This is a genomic window from Pseudonocardia ammonioxydans (assembly GCF_900115005.1).
Lineage (GTDB): Bacteria > Actinomycetota > Actinomycetes > Mycobacteriales > Pseudonocardiaceae > Pseudonocardia > Pseudonocardia ammonioxydans.
Genome location: NZ_FOUY01000043.1, coordinates 1 through 21,130 on the forward strand (window position 1 = coordinate 1; position 21,130 = coordinate 21,130).

Below are 21,130 nucleotides of genomic sequence, written 5' to 3' on the forward strand. Positions count from 1 at the left end.
GAACGTGCGGGTCTGTTTGACCCGCCTACGGCCGTCCGGGTTCGGTGTGCGGACGCACGCGACCACCTCGTCCTTACCGATGTCGATACCTGCGCACCGCTCGATCAGCGTGTCCATCCGTGGCCTCCTCGCCCCGCTCCCGGACAGGGGTGGGGCCGGCGGGGCCGACCGATCAACGACGCTGTAAGGCGTGCACGAGACAACAATTCGAGGTGCCGGGAAGGCCCCTGGCATCAGTCTCTGACACAGGCTCTCGCGCACCAAGCAAGAACGAGCTCAGCCGACCCCGCACCGATTCTCATCCTTCAAGGCGGCCAGCGGTAGCGGCCATGGGGTCTCTGACCGCGATAACCACTCACGGGTGGCGGAGCCGCTGCGGGTCGGCGTCGAGGGTGACCGGCGAGCCGTGCGGGGTGGCCGCGGCGGCCCGCCGCCAGGCTGCGGTGCGCTCGTCGAGCGAGCCGGGGTTGGTGAGGCCGTGCTCGGCGAGCAGCTGCTCCAGCGCGGCGAGCCAGGCGTCCCAGTAGTCGTGGCCGGACTCGAGCTCACCGCCCAGCGCCACGGCGAAGTCGCGCCGGTCCAGCACCCCGCGGTCCTGCAGCGCCACCGCCAGCGCGAACGCGCTCGCCTGCCACGGCTCGTCGAACACCGGACCCTCAGGCGTGCTCAAGGTAGCTCTCCCAGGCGTCGACGGAGATCGTCGTCGTCGGCTCCGCGTCCGGGCCCCACAGCTCCGCGCCGGTGAACACCACGGTGTAGAGCTGTTCGGGCGCCTCGCCGTTGCCGTGCGCGCGGGAGTCGGGCAGCACGTGCGCCCCGCGCCGCGACTCGACCACGCCACAGCGGCCGCGGACGTAGCGGGGCAGGCGGGTGTGCCCGCGCGGGTGCACCACCCGGGCCCGGACCCGGTCGCCCGGCCCGAACCGCGGCGGCGCCGGTTCCGGGCGCCCGGTCGGGGCGCCGGTCGCCAGCACCTCGGCGGCCGCCGCCGCGTCCAGCGGCTCCGGGGCCGGGGCCCCGGACCGCAGCGAGCGGCCCGCGGCGAGCTCGTCGGCGCCGACGAGACCGTGCGCGACCAGCAGGTTCTCGGTCGCCGCGAGCCAGATCTCGTAGTAGGTCAGGCTCAGGTACAGCGGCGGTGGCAGCGATTCGCGGGCGTGCCGGGACTCGTCGATCGACCACCCGCCCGGCCGCGCCGCGGCCAGGGTCAGGGCGAGCACGAGCGGCTCCCAGCCGGCGTGGAACCGCACGTCCTCCGGTTCCGGCTCCCCGCCGTCGCCGAGCACGGGGCCGAACCCCATCGCGCCGCCGAGGTCGTGCGCGCCGTTCACACCGACACCAGCCGGGTGCCGATCATGGAGTCGCGCGACACGATCGCGGCGAGCGCGTCGGCCGGCCAGTCGTCGGTCCCGGCGGGCCGCTGCGGGACGACGAGGTAGCGCAGCTCGGAGGTGGAGTCGTGGACCCGGACGGCGACGTCGTCGTCGAGCACCGTCCCGAACTCCGCGAGCACCGCGCGGGGCTCGAGCACCGCCCGCGACCGGTAGGCCGGTGACTTGTACCAGACCGGCGGCAGTCCGAGGACCGGCCACGGGTAGCAGGAGCACAGCGTGCAGACCACGAGGTGGTGCTCGCGTGCGGAGTTGAACACCGCCGCGAGGTGCTCACCGCCGCGACCGCCGTAGCCGAGCTCGGCGACCGCCGCGGTCGCGTCCGCCGCCAGCCGCTCGGCGTAGGCCGGGTCGGTCCAGGCCCGGGCGACGACGTGCGCGCCGTTGCGGGGGCCGACGCGGTGCTGGTACGTCTCGATGATCTCGTCCAGCGCGGCCGGGTCGACGTAGCCCTTCTCGACCAGGATCGACTCCAGAGCCCGCACCCGCGCATCGACCGCCCGCATCTCCCCGCTCACCTGTCCGACGCTAACGATTCGGTCATGGTGAGTCGAGGGTCACATCGGTGCCCGTCGGGTGGCGCCGGTGTGGCGCCGGCGGCCCTGGCACGGCGACGGCACACATGTTTAGCTGAGGCTCACCTACATAATCGAGCCCTGTGTGGCCGGGCTCGATGTGATCGGGCTCTATGTGATCGAGGAGGCGACGCCGTGACCGCAGCGGTGACCGAGGAGCGGACCGACGTCCGGGTCGTGGGTCTGCAGCGTCTGTCCGAGACGTTCGTGCGGGCCGAGATCGAGGGCGACGCGCTCAGCCGGCTCGGCCTGCCCGGCGCGCCCGACGAGGCGTGCGTGTTCCACTTCCCGCTCACCGGTGGTGGCCGCGACGAGTACGGACGCTGGTACACCCTGCGCGAGATCAGCCCGTGCCGCACCCGGGCGTCGATCGACCTCGTCTGCCATCCCGGCGGGGTCGGCGCCGACTGGGCACGCCGGGCCCGGGTCGGCGACGAGCTCGGCGTCTCCCGCTCGCACAGCTGGTTCCGGCGCCCGGCCGACGCCCGCTGGCAGATCCTGGTCGGCGACGCCGCCGTCGTCCCGGCACTGGCCCGGGTCGTGGCGGAGACCCCGCCCGGCATCGACACCGAGGTCGTGCTGGAGGTCGACGAGATCCCGGCCGACTTCCCGCGCGGCGGACGCCTGCGGCACGAGCCGGTCACCGGTGACACCAGCCGGCTCGCCGAGATCGTCGCCGGGCTGGAGCTGCCCGAGGGGCCCGGGTACATCTACGTCGGCGGGGAGGCCGCGGCGACCCGCGCCGCCCGCAAGCACCTGCGCCACGAGCGGAAGCTGCCCGCGTCGGCGTACGGGGTGCTCGGCTACTGGCGCCGCGACGCCGACACCTTCCGTCGCCGGTGGGCGGAGAACAAGGAGCGCTACGAGCGCGCCTACACCGACGCCGCGACGGCCGGCGCCGGCGACGAGGAACAGACGCTGGACCTCTACGAGGCGACCCTGGAGCGCGACGGGCTCCTCTGACCCCGGCCCCTCACCCGGGGGCGTGGGTCACCGTCTCCGCGAGCTCGAGCAGCAGCCGTTCGTCGGCGTCGTCGCCGACCCCGAGCAGCTGCACCCCGGCAGGCAGCCCCGGCCCGGCGACCGGGACGCTGAGGGCGGGCCACCCGGTCACGTTCGCCGGCAGGGCCGGTTCGAGCAGCGCCGCCGCGACGGTGCTGCGCTCGCCGGCCACGTCGACGAGCCGGGCACCGAGCGGCGTGGCGCGGACCCGGGTGGCCGGGGTCAGCACCGCGTCGAACCCGGCGAGGTGCCCGGCCAGCCGGTCGGTGACCCGCCGCGCGGTGCGCAGGGCCGCGGCGTGCTCGTCCGGCGGCGCCCCGGCGAGCAGGGACAACCCGGTCGCGGACTCGGGCTGGTAGTCCCCGGGCCGCTCGGCGAGCGTGGCGGCGTGCCGGGCGTGGGCCTCCGCCCCGAGGATCGGCATGTAGGCGGCGGCGATCTCGTCGATGCCCGGCGTGCCGACCTCGCGGACCTCGGCCCCGGCCGCCTCCAGCGCCGCCGCGGCGCGGTCCACCGCCGCGCGCACCGCCGGCTCGGCCGCCGTCCAGTAGGGATCGACCGCCAGCCCGACCCGGGCCCCGCGCGGGCCCCGGGGCCGTCCGGGGTCGCCGGCCAGCGCGGCCCGGGCCGCCAGCGCCGTGCCCGGGTCCGCCGCGAGCAGGCCCACGGTGTCCAGCGACGGTGCCAGCCGGACCGTCCCGGTGGCCGGGAGCACGCCCCGGGCCGGCTTGAGCCCGATCACCCCGCACAGCGCGGCCGGGATCCGCACGCTGCCGCCGGTGTCGGTGCCCAGCGCCAGCGGCAGGTACCCGGCGGCGACCGCGACCGCCGACCCGGACGACGAGCCGCCCGCGATCCGCGTGGGGTCGTGCGGGTTGCGGGCCGGCCCCTCGGCGGCGACGTCGCCGGTGGGGCCGAGCCCGAACTCGTGCGTGTGCAGCTTGGCGACCACCACGGCCCCCGCCGCCCGCAACCGGGCGACGACCGGTGCGTCCCGGTCGGCGGGCGCGGCCCGCGCGCGCACCGCCGACCCGGCCCGGGTCGGCAGCCCGGCCACGTCGATGAGGTCCTTCACCCCCACCGCGACGCCGTGCAGCGGCCCGCGCGGTCCGGTGCGGCGCAGCTCGTCGCGCAGCGCGGCGGCGTCGCGCAGGGCACGGTCGGCATCGAGGGTCACCACCGCGCCGTAGGGGTCGCCGGCGAGCCGCTCGAGGGCCTCGGCGACGTGCTCGACCGGGTCCTGCCGGGGCTCGACGCGAGCGGGCGCGGCCCCGGCGCGCACGGCGGCCCGCGGCTCGGCTCCTGGGGTGGATCGGGGCACGGCCATCGGCGCCGACCGTAGCCCGGAACCCCGGTCGGCCCCGCTCCGGTTTCCGGGCTCCGGCAACCGGGGCGCGCGGCTGGTGTGGCGGACGCGGCCTTGACGGCCCCGAGCGCCGGGTCGATGCTCGTGGTTCGGGACGAGCGAGTCCCGGAACGACCGAGCCCGCCGACCGGCCAGGAGCGGAGCGGGCCGGTCGTCCTGCACCGACCCGGGAGGAGACCGGGCCCGGGGCGGGGACGCCGCCGTCCCCGCCGAGCACCCCTGCCGTGACGGCACCGGTGACGCCGTCCGACGCACGACGGCCGACAATCCAGACAAGCCCAGCGGGCACGGCCGGGGGACACCCGTGTGCCCGCGAGAGAAGCATGGGGACGCACCGTGTGGATCTACCGCAGCAGGACCGGCGAATCCGCCGTCCGGTCCTGGTGTCAGCACCGCCTCGACGAGCGGCTCCCGGAGCACCGGCGTGAGGTCTGGCCCGGACCGGACGGCGCCGAGTACCACGCCGCGCACGTCGTCATCGCCGGTGAACAGCACGACCGGACCGTCGTGCTGCTGCCCGGACGGCACGCCAACGCCGCGACCCTGGCCGACCTGATCGCCGAGCTCGCCACCCGGCGCCGGGTGGTCGCCGTCGATCTCCCCGGTGAGCCGGGCCTGGCCTCGGGCGGGTGGCCCAACACCGACCGGATGCGGGACTACGGGGCGTGGATCGACACGCTGCTGGCCGACGTGGCCCGCCGGTCCCCGGGCGGGGTCACCGTCGTCGCGCACGAGTTCGGTGCCGCCGTGGCGCTGGCCGCGAACCCGGCCCCGCACCTGCGCGGGCTGCTGCTGCTCGGCCCGACCGGCGTCGTCCGGCGGGCCTGGACGCCGCGGGTGGCCGGTGCGCTGGCCGCCTGGCGGCTGGCCCGTGGCCGCTCCGGCTCGCAGCACCTGCTCAGCACGCTGGCCGCGCCGGGCTGGCAGCCCCCGGCCGAGCTGGTCGAATGGCTCGACCTGGTCGACCGGCACGTGGCGATGAGCACCACGCCGCCGCCGCGGCCCGAGTGGGTCCCGCGCTGGCGCGGGGTGCCGTGCCTGATCGCGGTGGGCGAGCACGACCCGGTGCTCGGCGACGGGCGCCTGGACGCCGCGGTGCGCCGCATGCTCGGCGCCGAGGTCGCCACCGTGCCCGGCGCCGGCGCACTGGTGCCCTACGAATGTCCCGGGGCGGTGCCCGGCCTGCTGGACCGGCTCGAGAACGGCGGCGTCGCCGCCGGGGCCGGAGTAGGCGCCGGGACCGCGCCGGCGGTGGCGGCACGCCCGGCCGGCCGCTGACCCCGGCGGTACGCACCGCCCCGTGACGGGGTGCGGGTCCTCCCGGCCACCAGGTCGGGAGGACCCGGCCGGAGCAGCGGCGTATCGTCGGGGAGGACTCCCCGTCCCGTGCCCGGGCCGGGGCCTGTCCCGTGCTCCAGCACCAGCCCCGTCCCGAGGAGTCCGCGCCACCGTGGCCATCCTGTCCGGTCTGCTCACCTCCGCCCTGTCCGATCCCGGCCTCCGTGCCGCGGTCGACGCCGCCCGCTCGGCCGAGACGCGCACCGGCGAGACCCCGGCCGTGCAGGTCGAGGGCCCGGCCGCGCTGCGCCCGCTGCTCGCCGCCGGCCTGGCCGAGCACTCCTGCGTGCTCGCCGTGACCGCCACCGACCGGGAGGCCGAGGACCTCGCCGCCGCGGTGTCGGACCTGCTCGGCCACGGCGAGGCGCTCGACGCGGCCACCGACACCGTCGCCGACAGCGCGGGCGCCCCCGTCGTCGTGCTGCCGTCGTGGGAGACGCTGCCGCACGAGAAGCTCTCGCCGCGGCCGGACACCGTCGCCCGCCGGTTGACGATCTTCCACCGGCTCGCCGACGCCGCCACCGCGCCACGGGTGGTCGTCACGGCCGCGCGGTCGCTGATCCAGCCGGTCGCCCCGGGCCTGGGCGCGCTCGCGCCGATCCGGCTGGCGGTCGGGACCGAGCACGACTTCGAGCAGCTGCTCGAGCGGCTCGTCGAGCTCGCCTACTCCCGCGCCGAGATGGTCACCACCCGCGGCGAGTTCGCCGTGCGCGGCGGCATCCTCGACATCTTCCCGCCGACCGCCGAGCACCCGGTGCGCATCGAGTTCTGGGGTGACGAGGTCTCCGAGCTCCGCGCGTTCTCGGTCGCCGACCAGCGTTCGGTCGGGGAGGTGGAGCAGGTCGTCGTCCCGCCGTGCCGGGAGCTGCTGCTCACCGCCCCGGTCCGGGAGCGGGCCGCGGCGCTGGCCGCCGAGCAGCCCGAGACCGCCGGGCTGGGCGGCAACCCGCTGCGGGAGCTGCTGGAGAAGCTGGCCGAGGGCATCCCCGACGAGGGGATGGAGTCGCTCATCCCGGCACTGGTGGGAGCCGAGATGCAGGTGCTCACCGATCTGCTGCCGGCCGGTTCGCGGGTGCTGGTCGCGGACCCGCAGCGGATCCGCACCCGCTGCGCGGACCTCGTCCGCACCGGGCAGGAGTTCCTGGAGGCGTCCTGGCTGGCGACCGGGGCGGGCGGCGAGGCCCCGATCGACGTGTCCGGCTCGGCGTACCGCGGCCTCACCACGACCCTGGAGCACGCGACCGGCAGCGGCCGCCCGGTGGTGACGCTGTCGCCGCTGCTGTCCGGCTCCGACGAGGCGGTCGTCCCGGCCGTGCACGAGATCGAGCCCTACCGCGGGGACACCGACCGGGCCCTGACCGACCTGCGTGCGCACGTCGCCACCGGCGGCGCGGCGGTGCTGGTCCTGGCCGGGCAGGGCACCGCGGACCGGTCGCTGGAGCAGCTGCGCGACGCCGAGGTGCCCGCGACCGCGGTACCGACGCTGGCCGACGCGCCGGAGAAGGGCGTCGTGACCGTCACCTGCGGACGGCTGCTCAACGGGTTCTCCGCGACCGAGATCGGGGTGGTCCTGGTCTCCGAGGCGGACCTGACCGGGAGCCGGGCCGGGCTGGACGCCGCGCCGCGCAAGACCACCCCGCGCCGGCGCAACGCCGTCGACCTGGCGGCCCTGCAGCCGGGCGACTACGTCGTGCACAACCAGCACGGCATCGGGCGCTTCATCGAGATGCGCGAGCGCACCGTCCAGGGCGCCACCCGCGAGTACCTGGTGCTGGAGTACGCCAGCTCCAAGCGCGGGCAGCCCGCCGACCGGCTGTTCGTCCCGACCGACGCGCTCGACGAGATCAGCCGCTACGTCGGCGGTGAGCAGCCCGCGGTCAACAAGCTGGGCGGCGCCGACTGGGCGAAGACCAAGGGCCGTGCCCGCAAGGCCGTCAAGGACATCGCGGCCGGGCTGGTGCAGCTCTACGCGGCCCGGCAGGCGTCGCCGGGGCACGCGTTCGGCGCCGACACCCCCTGGCAGCGCGAGCTCGAGGACGCCTTCCCCTACACCGAGACCCCGGACCAGCTCTCGGCGATCGACGAGGTCAAGAAGGACATGGAGCGGCCGGTCCCGATGGACCGGGTGATCTCCGGCGACGTCGGCTTCGGCAAGACCGAGATCGCGGTGCGGGCCGCGTTCAAGGCCGTGCAGGACGGCAAGCAGGTCGCCGTGCTCGTCCCGACCACGCTGCTGGCCACCCAGCACCTGACCACGTTCGCCGAGCGCATGCGGGCGTTCCCGGTGACCGTGCGCGGGCTTTCGCGGTTCACCGACGCGGCCGAGGCGCGCGAGACCCTCGACAAGCTCGCCGCGGGCGACGTCGACATCGTGGTCGGTACCCACCGGCTGTTGCAGGGCGGGGTGCGCTGGAAGGATCTCGGCCTGGTCGTCGTCGACGAGGAGCAGCGCTTCGGTGTCGAGCACAAGGAGCACATCACGGCGCTGCGCGCGCACGTCGACGTGCTGACCCTGTCGGCGACGCCGATCCCGCGGACCCTGGAGATGAGCCTGGCCGGGATCCGGGAGATGTCGGCGATCACCACCCCGCCCGAGGACCGGCACCCGACGCTGACCTACGTCGGCGGCTACGACGACAAGCAGGTCGCCGCCGCCGTGCGGCGCGAGCTGCTGCGCGACGGCCAGGTCTTCTACGTGCACAACCGGGTCTCCTCGATCGACCGGGCCGCCAAGCACGTCCAGGACCTCGTCCCGGAGGCCCGGGTCGCCGTCGCGCACGGCCAGATGAACGAGGAACTCCTGGAACGCACGGTCAACGCGTTCTGGCACCGCGAGTTCGACGTGCTGGTCTGCACCACGATCGTCGAGAACGGCCTGGACATCTCCAACGCCAACACGCTGATCGTCGAGCGCAGCGACACCCTCGGGCTCTCGCAGCTGCACCAGCTGCGCGGCCGGGTCGGGCGCGGCCGCGAGCGCGGGTACGCCTACTTCCTGTTCCCGCCCGAGCACCCGCTGACCGAGACCGCGCACGACCGCCTCGCCACCATCGCCCAGCACTCCGAGCTCGGCTCGGGTGCGGCGGTCGCCATGAAGGACCTGGAGATCCGCGGCGCGGGCAACATCCTCGGCGCCGAGCAGTCCGGGCACATCGCCGGCGTCGGGTTCGACCTCTACATCCGGCTGGTCGGCGAGGCGGTCGCGGCGTTCCGCAAGCAGGCCGGCGGGGAGACCGGGGCGTCGGTCGAGGACGAGCAGCTGGTTGAGGTGCGGGTGGACCTGCCGGTCGACGCGCACGTCCCGCACGACTACGTCGACGGCGAGCGGCTGCGCCTCGAGGTCTACCGCAAGATCGCCGAGGCGCCCGACGACGCGGCACTGTCGGCCATCGTCGAGGAGCTGACCGACCGCTACGGTGAGCCGCCGAGACCGGTGCACAACCTGCTCGAGGTGGCCCGGTTCCGCCAGCTGTGCCGGCGGCTCGGCATCCGCGAGGTGGCCTCGGCGGGCACCCAGCTGCGGATCGGCCCGATGCAGCTGCCCGACTCCGCGCAGCTCAAGCTCAAGCGGCTCTACCCGAAGGCCCAGTACAAGGCGGCGGCCCAGCTCATCACGGTGCCGAAGCCGGTGCCGGGCGGCCGGATCGGCGGCGCCCCGATGCGCGACGTCGAGCTGCTCGGCTGGTGCGCGGAGCTGCTGCTGCAGATCGTGCCGAGCTCCACCCCGGTGCACAGCTCCGGCTGACCGGGGCACCGCCGATGTCGGTGCCCCGGGTTAGGTTCGGTCCATGCCGTCCTTCCTGCGTCACCCGCACCTGCACGACGACACCCTCGTCCTGGTCGCGGAGGACGATGTGTGGGCAGCCCCGGTCGACGGCGGGCGGGCCCACCGGCTGACCGCCGACGAGGTGCCGGCGCTCGCACCGCGGATCTCCCCGGACGGGTCCGCCGTGGCCTGGGCCTCCCGCCGCGACGGCGTCTGGGAGGTCTACCGGTCCGACCTCGAGGGCGGCGGCGTGCGGCGGCTGACGTGGTGGGGCGACCCGCTCACCCGGGCGGGCGGCTGGACGCCCGGCGGCGAGGTCGTGGCGCTGTCCGCGCACGACGACCCGACCTCCCGCAGCTGGGCGTACGCGATCCCGGCCGGCGGGGGGACACCGCGGCGGCTGCCGTACGGCTCGCTGACCGCGCTCGCGTACCAGCCCGGCGGCCCCGGCATCCTCACGCAGGTCGAGGGCGGCCGGGACGCCGCGCACTGGAAGCGCTACCGGGGCGGGCGGGCCGGCCGGTTGTGGCTGGACGCCGACGGGTCGGGCGAGTTCACCCGGGTGCTCGCCGGTCTCGCGGGCCAGCTCGAGTGCCCGATGATCGTCGACACCGCGGGCGGGCCGCGGCTGGCGTTCGTCTCCGACCACGAGGGGTGGGGCAACGTCTACTCGGTCCCGCTGTCCGGCGGCACCGGCGCCGACCCGCTCGCCGGCCTGCGCCGGCACACCGACCACGGCGCCGGCTCCGGCACCCCCGACTTCTACGCCCGCCATGCCACGACCGACGGCCGCCGGGTCGTCTACGAGTGCGCCGGCGAGATCTTCCTGCTCGACGGTCTCGAGGCCGACTCGCGGCCCCGCCGGATCGACGTCCGGCTCGGCGGCCCGCGCTCGGCCCGCGACCCGTTCCGCGCCGCCGTCCCGGCCGACCTCGGGCCGGTGCGGCCGGACCGGACCGGCCGGGCGAGCATCGTCGGGGTGCGGGGCACCGTGCACCGGCTGACCCACCGCGACGGCCCGGCCCGCGCGCTGCTCGCCGAACCCGGGGTGCGGGCCCGGTTGGCGCACCCGCTCGGCGAGGACCGCGCGGTGTGGATCGACGACGCCGCGGGGGAGGAGGCGGTGTGCGTCGCGCCGCTGGACCCGCACGCGCCGTCCGCCCCGGAACGTGCGCGGTACGCGGCCGGGCAGCTCGGCCGGGTGCTCGAGCTGGCCCCGGCCCCGGACGGCACGGCGGTCGCGCTGATCACGCACGACGGGCGGCTGCTGGTGCTGCACACCGGCCCCGCCCCCGGCCCGGCCGCGGCCCCGGACGGGGTGGTGGACGCCCCGGCCACCGGTGCCGTGCGGAATGCCGGTGAGCTGCGCGAACTCGCCCGCGGCGCGGCCGGTGAGCCGTTCGACGTGGCCTGGTCGCCGGACTCGGCCTGGCTGGCGTGGTGCGACCCGACCGAGGCCGGGCTGTCCCGGGTGGTGCTCACCCGGGTCGCCGACGGCGGGCACGTCGAGGTCACCCCCGCCCGGTTCCACGACAGCGACCCGGTGTTCACCACCGACGGCAAGCACCTCGCGTTCCTGTCCCGGCGGGTGTTCGACCCGTCCTACGACCAGCACTCGTTCGACCTGACCTTCGGCACCGGCTGGAAACCGTTCCTGGTGCCGCTGGCCGCGCGGACGCCCTCGCCGTTCGGGGAGAGCCCGGAGGGCCGCCCGGTGGACCCGTCCGACGAGGGCCCGGAGGACCCGCCGGCCGCTCCGCCCGAGCCGGAGCCGGACGAGGGGGACGCGGGCGGGGACGGCGCGCCGGGTGGCGCCGCACCCGGTGTCGCCGCACCCGGTGTCGCCACCGCGTCCGCGGTACCGGAACCGGCTGCGCCGGCGTCCGCGCCCGGGGCGAAGCCGGGCCGCACGGGCGGCAACGACCGGGACGCCCCGCCGGAGGTCGTCGTCGACGCCGAGGGGCTCGCCGACCGGGTCGTCGGGATCCCGGTCGAGGCGGCCCGCTACCACGGCCTGACCGCCGTGAAGGACGGGCTGGTCTGGCTGCGGCTGCCCGGCGGCGGCGTGCTCGGCGACAGCCTCGCCGACGCCGACGCCGAGCGGGAACGCGCCGTGCTGGAACGCTTCGACCTCGCGCGGCGCTCGGCCACCGAGATCGCCGACCCGGCGTCCGGCTTCGCCGTGAGCGGCGACGGCACCCGGATCGTGGTGCGCGACCGCGGCACCGTGCGGTTGCTGCGCGCCGACCGCAGCAGCTCCTCGGCGCCGGACTCCGGCGCGGGCGGCGACGAGTTCGAGATCGACACCCGGCGGCTGGTCGTCACGATCGACCCGTCCGCGGAGTGGCGGCAGATGTTCGACGAGACCGCCCGCCTGATGCGCGACCACTTCTGGGTCGAGGACATGGCCGGGGTCGACTGGGCCGCCGAGACCGCGCGCTACCGCCCGCTGGTGGACCGGGTCGGCAGCCACGACGACCTGCTCGACCTGCTGTGGGAGCTGCACGGCGAGCTCGGGACCTCGCACGCCTACGTGATCGGCGGCCGCCCGGCGGGCGACGGCACCGGCCGGCCCGGCCTGCTCGGTGCCGACCTCGAACCCGGGACGGGCGGGGCCGGCTGGCGGGTGACCCGGGTGCTGCCGCCGGAGACGTCGGCGCCCGCCGCGCGCAGCCCGCTGTCCGCGCCCGGTGTCGACATCCGGGCCGGTGACGTCCTGCTGGAGGTGGGCGGCACCCCGGTCGACCCGCACTGGGGGCCGGCGCCGCTGCTGCTGTCCGCGGCCGGGCGCACCGTGGAGCTGACCGTGCGCTCCGGCCCGGACCGCGACGACGCCGGCACCGTCCGCCGGGTCGCCGTGCGGCCGCTGGACTCCGAGACCGAGCTGCGCTACCAGGATCGGGTGGCCCGGCTGCGGGCCGAGGTCGCCGACCGCTCCGGCGGCCGGCTCGGCTACCTGCACGTGCCGGACATGATGGGCTACGGCTGGGCGCAGCTGCACCGCGACCTGGCCCGCGAGACCGCCCGGGACGGGCTGGTGCTCGACGTCCGCGGCAACCGCGGCGGGCACACCTCCCAGCTGGTGGTGGAGAAGCTCGCCCGCACCGTGATCGGGTGGGACCTGCCCCGGCACCGGGCGCCGTCGACGTACCCGGAGGAGGCGCCGCGCGGGCCGGTCGTGGCGCTGGCCGACGAGCGCTCCGGCTCCGACGGCGACATCGTCACCGCGGCGATCAAACGGCTCGGCATCGGGCCGGTGGTCGGCGTCCGCACCTGGGGCGGCGTGATCGGCATCGACGGCCGGTACGGGCTCGTCGACGGCACCCGGATCACCCAGCCCCGGTATGCGACCTGGTTCGACGGGGTCGGCTGGGGCATGGAGAACCACGGCGTGGATCCCGACATCGAGGTCGTGGTGACCCCGCAGGACCGCACGGCGGGCCGGGACCCGCAGCTGGACCGGGCGATCGAGCTCGCACTGGCCCGGCTCGAGGAGCACCCGCCCGCCCGGCCACCGGACGTCACGACCCGGCCGTCGATGGCGCGCCCGGCGCTGCCACCGCGCCCGGCCGGCTGAGGGCCGCGGCGGGCGGGGGAGATCGACGCCACACCCCGTGAGAAGGTGACCGGGTGCGGACTCGCAGGATCATCGCCGCCCTCGTGGTCGCCGGGGCGCTCGCCGCGGGGTGCGGTACCGGGCCGAGCCGGGTCGACTCGGCCGCGATCGTCGGACAGACCTCGATCCCGCTCGCGGAGGTCCAGCCGGCGATCACCTCGGTGCTCACCCGGCCCGGGCTCGTCGAGGGGCTGGAGTCACAGGGCGGCTCGCAGGCCGACATCGGCCGCGCCGTCGTGTCCCAGCTCGTCATCCGGGACCTGCTCGGCCGCGCCGTGGCCGAGCAGGGCGTCACGGTCACCGAGCAGCAGGTGACCGACCAGCTCGAGCGGGCCGGCGGCGAGGAGGCCGTCACCGCGGGCTCGCTGGCGGTCGGCGGGGCGCGGGCCTCGGTCCGCGACGACCTGGAGCTCACCGCGCTGGCCCGCGCCCAGATCGACCGGCTCGCGGTCACCGCCGACGTCGCCGTGGCCCAGAGCCGGGACGAGGCACTCCGGCTGGCCGAGGAGGTCGCCGCAGGCGGTGAACGTGCCGAGGCCGCGCTGGCCGGGGCGGGCACCACACAGCGCGGGCTCTCGATCCGCCCGGCCGAGACCCCGCAGGCCGCGCTCACCCCGTTGATCGGGATCCCGGCCGGCCGGGTCGCCGCGTTCCAGCTCGGCACCGGCCAGGGCTGGGTCGTGGTGCGGGTGACCGACCGCACCCTCGATGCTCCGCCGCCCGCGCCGGAGGCGAACGCGGCCGCCCAGCTGGACCAGCAGACCCTCGCCGAGGCCGGGGTCCGGCTGCTCACCCCGACCGCGCTGGACACCGGCGTCGAGCTGAACCCGCGCTACGGCACCTGGGACGCGGTCCGGATGCTCGCGGTGCCCTCGGAGGAGGAGGCGTCCCTCGTGCTGCCCACCGGCACCCCGGCCCCGGCGGCGCCCTGATGGCCGCCACGATCGTCGTCTGCCCCCGGCGCGGCGCCGCCCTCCCGGCGGCCGCGCTACCGGCGCTGCGCGCGGCGGCCAGGGTGCTCGCCGTGCCGGAGCTCGAGGCCGGCACCGCCGCCGGTGCCGAGGACTGGGACGGCACCGACCCGGCGGCGCTGCCCGCGGACACGGTGCTGCTCGTCGCCGCCGGGCACCCCGCCGCGGAGCAGAACCCGGCCCCCGTCCCTCCGCCTGTCGGCCACGGCGTGCTCGATGCCGTCGCCGTGATGGACCGGCTCCGCTCACCCGGCGGCTGCCCGTGGGACGCCGAGCAGACCCACGAGTCGCTGCTGCGCTACCTGGTGGAGGAGTGCTACGAGCTCTACCAGTCGATCGAGGACGGTGACCGCACCGAGCTGCGCGAGGAGCTCGGCGACGTGCTGCTCCAGGTGCTGTTCCACGCCCGGGTCGCCACCGAGCACCCGGACTCCGCGTTCGGGATCGACGACGTCGCGACCGGCCTGGTCGACAAGCTGGTCGGGCGGCACCCGCACGTGTTCGCCGCGGGTGAGGCCGTCGCCACCGCCGCGGACCAGGATCGTCGCTGGGACGAGCTCAAGCGTGCCGAGAAACAGCGTGAGTCCAGTGTGGACGGCGTCGCGACCGCCCAGCCGGCCGTGGCGCTGGCCGCCAAGCTCGCCTCGCGCACGGCGAAAGCCGGCCTGCCGGCCGAGCTGTTGCCCGACGGCGGGGGGCCCGGCGAGCGGCTGTTCGGGCTGGCCGCCGCGGTCCAGCTCGGCGGGGGCGACCCGGAGGCGGCGCTGCGCACCGCGGCCCGGGCCTTCGACGCCCGGGTCCGGGCCGCGGAGAAGGCCGCCGCGGCCGACGGGAAGGACCCGCACGCGCTGACCGCCGACGACTGGCGCCGGTACTGGAACACCCCCTGACGGCGGTCCCGGGCGGCGGCGCGTGCGTACCGTGAGGTGAGTGCGCATCCGTTCGCTGCTCGCGGCGCTGGTCGGGATCACGGTCCTGGTGGCGCTGGTCGTGCTGGTCGCCGGGCAGCTCCCGGGCCCCCGCGGCCCGGGCACCCCGGTCGACCGGGACAGCCCGCCGCCGGCGACCGCGCCGCTCGCCGCGGGGACCGACCCGGCGTCCTGGGCGGGGGAGACGGCCCGCGGAACGGGCATCCCGGAGCGCACCCTGCAGGCGTACGCCAACGCCGAGCTGAAACAGCGTGAGCGCACCCCGGAGTGCGGCCTGAGCTGGTCGACGCTGGCCGGCATCGGCCGCGTCGAGTCCCGGCACGCCCGCATCGACGGCGCCGACCCGGGCACGGACGGCCGGGTGGAGCCGCCGATCGTCGGCATCCCGCTCGACGGGTCGAACGGCACCCGCCGGGTCGCCGACACCGACGGTGGCCGGCTGGACGGCGACCCCGTCCTCGACCGGGCGGTCGGACCGATGCAGTTCCTGCCCGAGACCTGGGCGCGGTACGGCACCGACGGCGGCGGCGACGGTGTCGCCGACCCGCAACAGGTCGACGACGCGGCACTGGCCGCCGCCGGCCTGCTGTGCGCGGGCGAGCGCGACGTCACCGACGGCGACGACTGGTGGGACGGCGTGCTCGGCTACAACGCCTCCGGCAGCTACGCCCGCGAGGTCTGGTCGGCCGCCGCGGACTACGCGCAGCGCACCCCGGAGCCCGGCCCGCAGCGGCGCTGAGCGCAGCGCCGCTGTGGGTGCAGCGCCCTGCGGGGACGGAGCCCTACGGGAACGGTGCCCTACGGGACGGCGCGCGAGCGGCGTTCACGCGAGCAGTGCACGACCCCAGTGGTCGTCGCCGTCGGCGAGCCCCGGCGGCACCGCGAACACGGCCGACCCGGTGTGCTCGAGGTACTCGCTCAGCGCGTCCGAGCGGGCCAGCGTGCGCTGCATCGGCACGAACCGGGACTGCGGGTCGCGGACGAACGCGACGAAGAACAGGCCGGCGTCGAGGTGACCGCGCCCGTCGGAGCCGTCGACGAAGTTGTAGCCGCGGCGCAGCAGCCGCACCCCGCCGTTCTCCTGCGCCGACGCGAGCCGGACGTGGCTGTCGTCGGCGATCACCGGCCCGTCCGGCCCCGTGGCGGACAGGTCCGCCGGGTCGAACTCACCGGTCCCGGTCAGCGGGGCGCCCTCGCCCTTGTCCCGGCCGATGATCTGTTGCTGCTCGTCGAGGTTGGAGCGGTCCCAGGTCTCGATGTGCATCCGGATCCGGCGGGCGACCAGGTAGGTGCCGCCGCGCAGCCAGTCCGGGCCCTCGGCGCCGACCCAGACGTGCTCGTCGAGCAGTTCCGGCTCCTCGGCCTTGAGATTGTTGGTGCCGTCCTTGAACCCGAACAGGTTGCGGGGCGTGGCCTGCGCGGTCGAGGTCGACGCGGTCCGTCCGAACCCCAGCTGCGACCACCGGACCTCGGTGACGCCGAAGCCCTCGCGCACCAGGTTCCGCACGGCGTGCACCGCGACCTGCGGGTCGTCGGCACACGCCTGGATGCACAGGTCGCCGCCGGAGCGCGCGGGGTCGAGCCGGTCGCCCTGGAACCGGGGCAGCTCGGCCAGCGGGGCCGGGCGCCGGTCGGTGATCCCCAGCTTGTCGAACAGCGCCGGCCCGACGCCGAAGGTCAGCGTCAGCGACGCCGCCGAGAGCCCGAGCGCCTCCCCGGTGTCGGCCGGTGCGACGTAGCGGTTCGCCGGGACGGCATCGCCGTCGGCGGTCTCCAGCCCGGCCGTCATCCGTTCGGCGGCGAGCGTCCAGCGGCGCAGCAGGTCCCCCACGGCGCCTCGGTCGGTGCCGGTCAGGTCCAGGGCGACGAAGTGCATCCGGTCCTGGGCCGGGGTGACGATCCCGGCCTGGCGCTCGCCGCGGAAGGCGATCACACCGGTTCCGGGACCGGCCGCCGCGGACAGCCCGTACCCGGTCGCCGCGCCCGCACCGGCCAGTGCCGCCCCGGCACCGGCCAGCCCGAACAGCCGTCGCCGGGAGACCTGCCACGGGCTCATGCCGTCACGGTCCCCGCGACCTTGCTGACCGGCTCGGACAGGGCGTCGACGGCGGCGGTCATCTTCCGGACGTCGTCCGGGGTCAGCTCGGTGTAGAGCACGTAGCCGTCGCCGGCGCGGTAGCCCTGCAGCAGGGTGTCGAGGGCGTCGAAGCGCTCGTCGAGCACCGGGCCGAGCGCCGGGTCCTTGGCGTCGATCACCGGCCGCAGCGCCGCGACCGCCGCCTGCGAACCCTCCACGTTGGCCTGGAAGTCCCACAGGTCGGTGTGCGAGTAGCGGTCCTCCTCACCGGTGATCTTGCCGGTGGCGACCTCGTCGAGGAGCTCCTTCGCGCCGTTCGCCAGCTGCACCGGGGTGAGCTCGACGGTCGTCGTCCGGTCCGCGAGATCGCCGATGTCGGCCACGAGCCGGTCGGCGATCGCCGGGGAGTCCGGCTGCAGCCCGGTCACCCACAGGTCCTTCTCCAGGCGGTGGTAGCCGGTGAACGGCACGCCGGGGTCGCGCTCGTCGTCCTCCCGGCCGTCGATCTTCGGGTCGATGTCGCCGAAGGACTCGGCGACCGGCTCGATCCGCTCCCAGTAGGTGCGTGCCACCGGGTACAGGGCCTTGGCCTGCTCCACGTCGCCGGCCGTGACCGCGTCGGCGAACTCCTGGGTCTTCGGGACCAGCTCCCCGACCTGGGAGGCGACGTAGCGGGAGTAGCCGGCGGTGGCCTCGGCGAGCCGGGCGTCGCCGTCGGTGGACCGGGCGACCGAGCCGGTCACGGTGAACGGTGCCCGGATGCCCTCACCGGACATTCCGGGCTTGCAGGCGGTGGTGTACGGCCCGCCGTCGGGGACCTCGACGATCAGGTCGCGGGACAGTCCGGGGCCGATGTTCTCGACCTCGCCCATGATCCGGTCGCCGGTGCCGTAGAGGTAGAACTCGGTGACCTTCGACCCGGCGTTGGTGACCCGGAAGGTGATGGTCCCGGCGGGCGCCTGGGCGGCGGAGACCTCGCACGCGGTGTCGGTGCCGGTCACCGTGATCGGCCCGGGGCCACCGCCGGCGTCCGGTGCGGTGGACGTGCAGCCGGCCAGGACGGCGGCGGTGAGGGCGAGGGACGCGAGGCCGGCGGCCGTGCGCGGGTGCGGGGACATGGTTCTCCTGCGGTTACGGGGTGGTGGGGGCGCGGCGCGCGGGACGGCGGGCCGGGCGCAGGAACAGCGCCAGGACCACCACGACGTAGACCGTCCAGACGACGGCCTCGAGCACGGTCGTCCGCGGGGAGAAGTTGAAGATCCCCTTCAGCAGCGTGCCGTACCAGGAGTCGGGCGGGACGGCCGCGCTGACGTCGAAGGCCAGTGTGGTCAGGCCGGGTAGGATCCCGGCCTCCTGCAGGTCGTGCACGCCGTAGGCGAGGATGCCGGCGGCGACGAAGATCAGCAGGAAGCCGGTGACGGTGAAGAACCGGCCCAGGTCGAGCCGCAGTGCCCCGCGGTAGATCAGGTACGCGATGACGACCGCGACCGCGAGCCCGATCAGGAACCCGGCCAGCGGGCCCGCGGTCCCGCCCGCGGCCTGCGCGGCGGCGAACAGCAGGACCGCGGTCTCCAACCCCTCCCGGCCGACGGCCAGCGCGGCCATCACGACGACCGCCCACGGGCCCATCGCGACGGCCGCATCGAGCCTGCCCTCGAGCTCGGCCGACAGCGTCCGGCCGTGCGAGCGCATCCAGAAGATCATCCAGGTGACGAAGCCGACGGCGACGATCGACAGCGACCCACCGAGGGCCTCCTGTGCCTCGAACGTCAGTGCCTGCCGGGTCAGGGTGAGCCCGAGCGTGACGCCGATGCTGACCGCGACCGCGAGCCCGACCCCGAGCCACACCCGCGGCAGCTCCGCGCGGCGGCCGGTGCGGACCAGGAACGCGACGAGGATCGCCACCACGAGCGCGGCCTCGAGCCCCTCGCGGAGCCCGATCAGCGCGTTTCCGAACATGACGCGGGTCCTTCCCGACCTCGTGCCGATGACGGCAGACGCGCGGCAAGGGTGCGCTGCCCAGCGCGAAGGCTAGCCTCGGCTATGGGGTGCCGGAAGGGCCGTGTCGGCTTTGCGGTCGAAGAGGCCCGAGCAGGCGCGGAGTCCGCTTCGCCCCAGGTCAGGACTTTCGGCGCGGACGGTCAGCCGCGAAGGGTCAGCCGCGGGCGGTCAGCCGCGGACGGTCAGGGGCGGAGCGTCAGGGACGGTCGCCGATGACCGCGATCCGGGCCCGCACCTCGCCGAGCGCCTCCTGGTACTCGGGCCGCGGGTCCATCGCCACGGCCATCTTCAGCTGGGTCTCGGCCTCGGACAGCCGTCCCTGGCGCTGCAGGGTCCGGCCGAGCGCGAACCGGGCGTAGTGATCGGCCGGGTCGATCTCGATCACCAGCGTGAACTCGTCCTCGGCCCGGCGTAGCTGCGCGGAGTCGAGGTAGGCGCGCCCGGCGAGCAGGTGCACCGAGGCGTCCGGCGGGTCGTCCGGGTCCCCGGCGGCGAGGACGGAGCCGAGTGCGTCGAGCGCCTCGAGCGGGCGGCGCCGGGAGAGCAGCTCCTCGGCACGCCGGAACGCGGCGATCGGGTCCGAGGAGTGTGCGCGTCGACTGCTCATGGTCATTCCCACGTTAGGTGGCATTCGCGCGCGACGCGAGGCTCATCCGGAGACGGGCGTCGCAGCACCGCCCGCGGACCGGGGGTGGGTGACTACGCTGCCCCCCGGACGAGACCCCCATGAGAACAGGAGCCACGGTGGCGGTCATCGAGCAGGTCGGGGCACGCGAGATCCTCGATTCGCGGGGCAACCCGACGGTGGAGGTCGAGGTCGCACTGGACGACGGCACGCTGGCCCGTGCCGCGGTCCCGTCGGGCGCCTCGACCGGGGAGCACGAGGCCGTCGAGCTGCGCGACGGCGACAAGAAGCGGTACGGCGGCAAGGGCGTCGAGAAGGCCGTCGCGGCGGTCCTCGACGAGATCGGCCCGGAGCTGGTCGGGGTCGAGGCGGTCGACCAGCGGCTGGTCGACCAGCGGCTGGTGGACCTCGACGGCACCCCGGACAAGTCGAAGTTCGGCGCGAACGCGCTGCTCGGGGTCTCGCTGGCGGTCGCGAAGGCCGGCGCCGAGTCGTCCGGCCTGGAGCTGTTCCGCTACGTCGGCGGCTCCAACGCGCACGTGCTGCCGGTGCCGATGATGAACATCCTCAACGGTGGTGCGCACGCCGACACCTCCGTCGACGTGCAGGAGTTCATGATCGCGCCGATCGGTGCGGAGACCTTCCGCGAGGCGCTGCGCTGGGGTGCGGAGGTCTACCACGCCCTGAAGTCCGAGCTGAAGGACAAGGGCCTCTCGACCGGCCTCGGCGACGAGGGCGGGTTCGCCCCGGACGTCAAGGGCGGCACCCGCGGGGCGCTGGACCTCATCGCCGCCGCGGTGCAGCGGGCCGGCTACACCCTCGGCACCGACGTCGTGCTGGCCCTCGACGTCGCGGCCACCGAGTTCCACTCCGACGGCAAGTACGCGTTCGAGGGCAAGAAGCTGTCCGCGGACAAGCTCGCCGAGGTGTGGAGCGAGCTCGTCGGCGCCTACCCGCTGGTGTCCATCGAGGACCCGCTGGACGAGAACGACTGGGACGGCTGGGTGTCGCTGACCGAGTCGCTCGGCGACAAGGTCCAGCTGGTCGGCGACGACCTGTTCGTCACCAACCCGGAGCGCCTCGAGGACGGCATCGGCCGCGGCGCCGCCAACGCGCTGCTGGTGAAGGTCAACCAGATCGGCACGCTGTCGGAGACGCTCGATGCGGTGACGATGGCGCACAACTCCGGCTACCGCTGCATGATGAGCCACCGTTCCGGGGAGACCGAGGACGTGACCATCGCCGACCTCGCCGTCGCCACCGGCTGTGGCCAGATCAAGACCGGTGCCCCGGCGCGCTCCGAGCGGGTGGCGAAGTACAACCAGCTGCTGCGCATCGAGGAGCTGCTCGGCGACGCGGCCCGCTACAACGGTGAGCTGGCGTTCCCGCGCTACCAGGTCCCCGGGCAGGGCTAAGTCTCCGGATCGGGTGCCGTGTCGGATCGACTCGGCGCGGCACCCGGACCGCCGCCCG

General features: G+C 75.6%; 16 protein-coding genes. 8 read left to right on the forward strand and 8 right to left on the reverse strand.

All coding sequences use genetic code 11. From position 1 onward, the window contains the following. Nucleotides 1-355: 355 nt before the first annotated feature. Genes BM093_RS27990 through nthA form a run of 3 tightly spaced genes read right to left on the reverse strand, consistent with a single transcriptional unit; the run spans nt 356 to nt 1,897 of the window. Nucleotides 356-670, reverse strand: coding sequence for a nitrile hydratase accessory protein (locus tag BM093_RS27990; protein WP_245773854.1), 315 nt, complete (start codon nt 668-670; stop codon nt 356-358). Beyond that, nucleotides 657-1,331, reverse strand: coding sequence for a nitrile hydratase subunit beta (gene nthB, locus BM093_RS27995; RefSeq protein ID WP_093352871.1), 675 nt, complete (start codon nt 1,329-1,331; stop codon nt 657-659). The genes BM093_RS27990 and nthB overlap by 14 nt, the downstream gene beginning before the upstream one ends. Beyond that, nucleotides 1,328-1,897 carry a nitrile hydratase subunit alpha gene (gene nthA / locus BM093_RS28000; RefSeq protein ID WP_093353031.1) on the reverse strand — a complete coding sequence of 190 codons (570 nt, stop codon included), beginning with the start codon at nt 1,895-1,897 and terminating at the stop codon, nt 1,328-1,330. The genes nthB and nthA overlap by 4 nt, the downstream gene beginning before the upstream one ends. Before the next feature lie 204 nt (nt 1,898-2,101). Here nthA and BM093_RS28005 point away from each other — a divergent pair, with 204 nt between their 5' ends. Beyond that, nucleotides 2,102-2,929 (forward strand): siderophore-interacting protein, encoded by an 828-nt coding sequence (locus BM093_RS28005; RefSeq protein ID WP_177238748.1) that lies wholly within the window; start codon nt 2,102-2,104, stop codon nt 2,927-2,929. 10 nt (nt 2,930-2,939) lie between these two features. On the opposite strand, the gene BM093_RS28010 is transcribed toward BM093_RS28005, so the two are convergent. Next, complete coding sequence (locus tag BM093_RS28010) at nt 2,940-4,295, reverse strand: amidase (RefSeq protein ID WP_093352879.1); 1,356 nt, start codon at nt 4,293-4,295, stop codon at nt 2,940-2,942. A gap of 375 nt (nt 4,296-4,670) precedes the next feature. Between BM093_RS28010 and BM093_RS28015 the strand changes: the two genes are divergently transcribed. The 6 genes from BM093_RS28015 (at nt 4,671) to BM093_RS28040 (ending at nt 15,693) form a co-directional block, all read left to right on the forward strand. Then, a complete protein-coding gene (locus BM093_RS28015) occupies nt 4,671-5,612 on the forward strand; it encodes an alpha/beta fold hydrolase (RefSeq protein ID WP_177238749.1) in 942 nt (313 codons plus the stop codon). 181 nt (nt 5,613-5,793) lie between these two features. Further along, nucleotides 5,794-9,417 (forward strand): transcription-repair coupling factor, encoded by a 3,624-nt coding sequence (gene mfd, locus BM093_RS28020; protein WP_177238752.1) that lies wholly within the window; start codon nt 5,794-5,796, stop codon nt 9,415-9,417. 43 nt (nt 9,418-9,460) lie between these two features. Then, nucleotides 9,461-13,015, forward strand: coding sequence for a S41 family peptidase (locus tag BM093_RS28025; protein WP_093352890.1), 3,555 nt, complete (start codon nt 9,461-9,463; stop codon nt 13,013-13,015). A 53-nt stretch (nt 13,016-13,068) separates the two neighbouring features. After that, nucleotides 13,069-13,986, forward strand: coding sequence for a SurA N-terminal domain-containing protein (locus tag BM093_RS28030; RefSeq protein ID WP_093352894.1), 918 nt, complete (start codon nt 13,069-13,071; stop codon nt 13,984-13,986). After that, nucleotides 13,986-14,915 carry a nucleoside triphosphate pyrophosphohydrolase gene (locus BM093_RS28035; protein ID WP_093352898.1) on the forward strand — a complete coding sequence of 310 codons (930 nt, stop codon included), beginning with the start codon at nt 13,986-13,988 and terminating at the stop codon, nt 14,913-14,915. Before BM093_RS28030 ends, BM093_RS28035 begins: the two co-directional genes overlap by 1 nt. Before the next feature lie 40 nt (nt 14,916-14,955). Continuing rightward, the gene (locus tag BM093_RS28040) at nt 14,956-15,693 is read left to right on the forward strand and encodes a lysozyme family protein (RefSeq protein WP_177238750.1); all 738 of its coding nucleotides are present in this window, start codon (nt 14,956-14,958) and stop codon (nt 15,691-15,693) included. An 84-nt stretch (nt 15,694-15,777) separates the two neighbouring features. Here the strand turns inward: BM093_RS28040 and efeB are convergent, their stop codons facing one another. The 4 genes from efeB to BM093_RS28060 form a co-directional block, all read right to left on the reverse strand. Beyond that, nucleotides 15,778-17,010 (reverse strand): iron uptake transporter deferrochelatase/peroxidase subunit, encoded by a 1,233-nt coding sequence (gene efeB / locus BM093_RS28045; protein WP_093352902.1) that lies wholly within the window; start codon nt 17,008-17,010, stop codon nt 15,778-15,780. Next, on the reverse strand, nt 17,007-18,149 hold the full coding sequence (gene efeO / locus BM093_RS28050) for an iron uptake system protein EfeO (RefSeq protein ID WP_093352906.1): 1,143 nt from the start codon (nt 18,147-18,149) through the stop codon (nt 17,007-17,009). Before efeO ends, efeB begins: the two co-directional genes overlap by 4 nt. A gap of 13 nt (nt 18,150-18,162) precedes the next feature. Further along, on the reverse strand, nt 18,163-18,990 hold the full coding sequence (efeU, locus tag BM093_RS28055; protein WP_093352911.1) for an iron uptake transporter permease EfeU: 828 nt from the start codon (nt 18,988-18,990) through the stop codon (nt 18,163-18,165). Between the two features lie 238 nt (nt 18,991-19,228). Then, nucleotides 19,229-19,645 carry a tetratricopeptide repeat protein gene (locus BM093_RS28060; protein WP_425439206.1) on the reverse strand — a complete coding sequence of 139 codons (417 nt, stop codon included), beginning with the start codon at nt 19,643-19,645 and terminating at the stop codon, nt 19,229-19,231. Between the two features lie 131 nt (nt 19,646-19,776). Between BM093_RS28060 and eno the strand changes: the two genes are divergently transcribed. Next, the gene (gene eno / locus BM093_RS28065; protein WP_093352916.1) at nt 19,777-21,072 is read left to right on the forward strand and encodes a phosphopyruvate hydratase; all 1,296 of its coding nucleotides are present in this window, start codon (nt 19,777-19,779) and stop codon (nt 21,070-21,072) included. Nucleotides 21,073-21,130: the final 58 nt, after the last annotated feature.